The sequence below is a fragment of the Pantoea sp. SYBGC1 genome (assembly GCF_057197005.1).
On record NZ_JBXUNM010000020.1, the window covers coordinates 1 to 4,123 of the forward strand.

3 protein-coding genes and 4 tRNA genes are annotated in these 4,123 nt (G+C 51.8%); 6 read left to right on the forward strand and 1 reads right to left on the reverse strand.

Annotated elements, in window-relative coordinates; all coding sequences use genetic code 11:
- The first annotated feature begins 167 nt into the window (after positions 1-167).
- On the forward strand, positions 168-1,205 hold the full coding sequence (gene murB, locus AC2CF9_RS18085; protein WP_484557595.1) for a UDP-N-acetylmuramate dehydrogenase: 1,038 nt from the start codon (positions 168-170) through the stop codon (positions 1,203-1,205).
- Entirely contained in the window at positions 1,202-2,167 is a 966-nt protein-coding gene (gene birA / locus AC2CF9_RS18090; RefSeq protein ID WP_484557596.1) for a bifunctional biotin--[acetyl-CoA-carboxylase] ligase/biotin operon repressor BirA, read from the forward strand. The genes murB and birA overlap by 4 nt, the downstream gene beginning before the upstream one ends.
- 44 nt (positions 2,168-2,211) lie before the next feature.
- Here the strand turns inward: birA and coaA are convergent, their stop codons facing one another.
- Positions 2,212-3,162: a type I pantothenate kinase gene (gene coaA, locus AC2CF9_RS18095; protein ID WP_484557597.1), complete on the reverse strand. Its 951-nt coding sequence runs from the start codon at positions 3,160-3,162 to the stop codon at positions 2,212-2,214.
- A 449-nt stretch (positions 3,163-3,611) separates the two neighbouring features.
- On the opposite strand from coaA, the gene AC2CF9_RS18100 reads away from it, so the two are divergent.
- From AC2CF9_RS18100 to AC2CF9_RS18115, 4 genes are all read left to right on the forward strand, one after another.
- Positions 3,612-3,687, forward strand: a tRNA-Thr gene (locus tag AC2CF9_RS18100).
- A 7-nt stretch (positions 3,688-3,694) separates the two neighbouring features.
- Positions 3,695-3,779, forward strand: a tRNA-Tyr gene (locus AC2CF9_RS18105).
- Between the two features lie 189 nt (positions 3,780-3,968).
- Positions 3,969-4,043 (forward strand) — tRNA-Gly (locus AC2CF9_RS18110).
- 5 nt (positions 4,044-4,048) lie between these two features.
- Positions 4,049-4,121, forward strand: a tRNA-Thr gene (locus AC2CF9_RS18115).
- Positions 4,122-4,123: the final 2 nt, after the last annotated feature.

The following is a 4,123-nucleotide window of genomic DNA, read 5'->3' on the forward strand; positions in this document are numbered from 1 at the left end:
GTAGGGAACTGCCAGGCATCCATCCAGTAAGAGAGCCCTGAACACGCGTTCAGGGCTTTTTTACGTCCGCAGAAAAGCAAAAATTCCCTGCTAAAACCATCAAAACTCCCACTCCTGTTTAGTCAATCGGGTAAACTACGGCCAGATCACTCAGTAAAGGCCGTGAAATGTTCACCCCAGGTACCTCTCTCAAAGCATGTAACACGCTCGGTCTTGAGATCGACGCGCAAACACTGGTTATCGCGGATAGCGCAGAAGCCATCACCACAGCGTGGCAATCCAGCCAGCAGCGCAATCAACCCTTTATCATCCTCGGTGAAGGAAGCAATGTCCTGTTCCTCGAGGATTTCAACGGCACCGTCGTTATCAATGCCATTAAAGGTATTCAGCCTGAAGAGCATGAAGAAGCCTGGCATGTGCACGCTGGCGCCGGTGAAAACTGGCATGAGTTAGTGGAATATACCCTGAAAAAAGGGATCCCTGGTCTGGAAAATCTGGCGCTCATCCCTGGTATGTCAGGCTCCGCTCCGATCCAGAATATCGGTGCCTATGGCATAGAGTTCAAAGATGTCTGTCACTATGTCGATGTACTCCATCTGCCTACATCAGCCACTAAAAGGCTCTATCGTGAAGAGTGCGGCTTTGGCTATCGCGATAGCATATTTAAACACGCGCTCAAAGATGATTACGTCATCGTCGCGATCGGGCTGCGCCTGATGAAAGCGTGGAAACCGGTACTGAGTTATGGCGATCTGGCAAAACTTAACCCGGCGACAACTACCGCCTGGGATGTCTACCATGCCGTATGCCAGATGCGTCAAAGCAAACTGCCCGATCCGCGCGTTACCGGCAATGCGGGCAGCTTCTTTAAAAACCCGCTGGTTTCAGCTGAGCAGCTGACAGAGCTGCTCGCGCAGTGGCCTGCGATACCGCACTATCCTCAGCCTGATGGCGAGGTAAAACTGGCGGCAGGCTGGTTAATCGACCAGTGTCAGCTTAAGGGCTTCAGCGTAGGTGGCGCCGCCGTACATCGCCAGCAGGCGCTGGTTCTGATCAATCAGGATCGCGCTACGCCACAGGAAATTGTCGCGCTGGCACATACGGTGCGGCAGCACGTGGGCAAGAAGTTCAATGTCTGGCTGGAACCTGAAGTGCGTTTTATCGGCGCAGATGGCGAGCGTAATGCAGTTGAGGTTATTGCATGAAGGATCAGAGCGTTCCTCTCAAGCTGGCCGCGTTACTGGCTGACGGTGAATTTCATTCAGGTGAACATTTGGGTGAAGCGCTGGGCATGAGCCGCGCTGCAGTTAATAAGCACATACAGACTCTGAAAAGCTGGGGTCTGGATGTCTTTACTGTGACAGGGAAAGGCTACAGCCTGGCTGCGCCTCTGCAGCTGCTGGATGAAGCGCTTATCCAGGCTCATCTGGAGACCCCGGGCATCGCCGTTATTCCGGTTATAGACTCAACCAACCAGTATCTGCTTGATCGTATGAATCAGCTTGAGTCGGGTTTCGCCTGCGTTGCAGAGTATCAACAGGCAGGACGCGGACGCCGCGGACGTAAGTGGTTTTCGCCTTTTGGAGCCAACCTCTATCTGTCGATGTACTGGCGTCTGGAGCAAGGGCCTGCTGCTGCGATGGGGCTGAGCCTGGTCATAGGGATTGTCATGGCGGAAGTGATTCAGTCGCTTGGCGCTGAGAATGTTCGTGTGAAGTGGCCAAACGATCTCTATCTTAACGATCGTAAACTGGCTGGTATCCTGGTTGAACTCACCGGCAAAACCGGTGATGCGGCGCAGATTGTTATGGGCGCGGGCATCAATCTGGGGATGCGGGGCGAAGGCACTTCAGAAATCAATCAGGGCTGGATCAACCTGCAGGAAGCGGGCGTGACTATCGATCGCAATCAGCTGGCTGCCAGTATCATCAACAGCCTGCGTGCGGCGTTACCGCTCTTTGAGCGCGACGGTCTGGCTCCCTTTGTTCACCGCTGGGAAAAACTGGATAATTTTATCAATCGTCCGGTTAAATTACTGATTGGTGAGCGCGAAGTTTACGGCATTGCGCGCGGGATAGATAAGCAGGGCGGCTTACTGCTGGAACAGGAGGGGGTAATTAAATCCTGGGTTGGCGGGGAGATCTCACTCAGGCCAGATAACGCCTAGCCACAGCACTATGATACAAGCCCTGCACGCAGGGCTTTTTGCTGTTACTTCCTCAGCCTTACGCTCTGAACGGCGTGGTTAGCCTCTTTCGTCATAATCAGGCTGGCACGCTCACGCGTTGGCAGAATATTTTCTTTCAGGTTAAGACCGTTTATTTCCTGCCACAGCCCGCGTGCAATGTTGACGGCATCCTCTTTCGGCAGCTGTGAATAGTGATGAAAGTAGGAGTCAGGATCGCTGAAAGCACCTTCACGAAATTTCAGGAAACGGTTGATGTACCAGTGTTCCAGTAAGGTTTCCGGGGCATCCACATAGATTGAGAAATCCACAAAGTCAGAAACAAATACGTGATGCGGATCGTGCGGGTAGTCCATACCGCTCTGCAGCACGTTAAGCCCTTCCAGAATCAGGATATCAGGCTGCTCAACCACTTTATCGCCATCAGGGATGACATCATAAATCAGATGCGAGTAGACCGGTGCCGTAACCTGGCTGGCGCCCGACTTGAGATCGGAAACAAACTCTACCAGGCGATGCATATCGTAGGACTGCGGAAATCCTTTCTTTTTCATCAGACCGCGCTCTTTCAGCACGGCATTCGGATGCAGGAAACCATCAGTGGTGATCAATTCTACTTTGCGATGTTCCGGCCAGCGGCTCAGCAGCGCCTGCAGCACGCGTGCCGTCGTGCTTTTTCCGACGGCAACGCTGCCGGCAATGCTGATGATATAAGGGATCTTTTGCCCGTTAGTACCGAGAAACTGTTCCAGTACGGCCTGACGTCGTAAATTAGAACTAATGTAGAAGTTCAGCAGACGTGACAGAGGAAGATAGATCTCAGCGACCTCATCCAGGGAGAGATCTTCATTAATACCGCGCAGGCGCTCAACTTCGCGCTCATCCAGCGTCATAGGCACTGAGTCACGCAGCGTAGCCCACTGCTGCCTGTCAAACTGCAGATAAGGGGTGGTCAGTGGCGTTGTTTTTCTACTCATAAGCATATATCTGACCGCAAAGTCTGGTTCATCCCTGCCTCATCATGAAGCGTCCTGAACGCGATTGCGCGTCATAGAAGATAAATTAACGGGAACAGTGGGCAGGAGGTTAACACCAGTGTCACTTTAAACAGAAGCAAAATGATGATCCTGCTAGCGCTTTCGCAGAATACACCACAATTTTTTGTCTGATAGAATGAAAAAAGCAGTTTCTCTATCAGCTCCTAAAAAAACCCAGTAAATAGTTTAACCCCGGGCGGCTTAGCTCAAGAGAAAACAGAGTATAGCTGCTGAACGCGGCGGTGAACATTTGTACCAGGTGTGAGTAAAGAAGCGGCAGTAATGGCTGCTGTTGAGAGATTTTGCACAAATAGTAAGCAAAAGAATAAAAATGATGATTTTCTTGTTGCATCTCGGAGCCGGTCTTCCTAGAATGCGCGTCACTTGATGCCGGCTTAGCTCAGTTGGTAGAGCAACTGACTTGTAATCAGTAGGTCACCAGTTCGATTCCGGTAGCCGGCACCATCAAGTAGGTGGGATTCCCGAGCGGCCAAAGGGAGCAGACTGTAAATCTGCCGTCACAGACTTCGAAGGTTCGAATCCTTCTCCCACCACCATCTCAGCCTCCTGGTTGGGCATCAGGTAAGAGTTTACCTGATGGGTGAGTTCAACTCTCTCACCTCCGGATTCAGATTGCACATCTGTGTGGTCAGGGTCAGTCGGAAACTCTGACTGGCTCGAATAGTAAAAGGTCTTCTTTTATTATTCAAAAGCTACAGAAAGAACAGGTAGCCGAGTTCCAGGATGCGGGCATCGTATAATGGCTATTACCTCAGCCTTCCAAGCTGATGATGCGGGTTCGATTCCCGCTGCCCGCTCCAGATGTGCTGATATGGCTCAGTTGGTAGAGCGCACCCTTGGTAAGGGTGAGGTCCCCAGTTCGACTCTGGGTATCAGCACC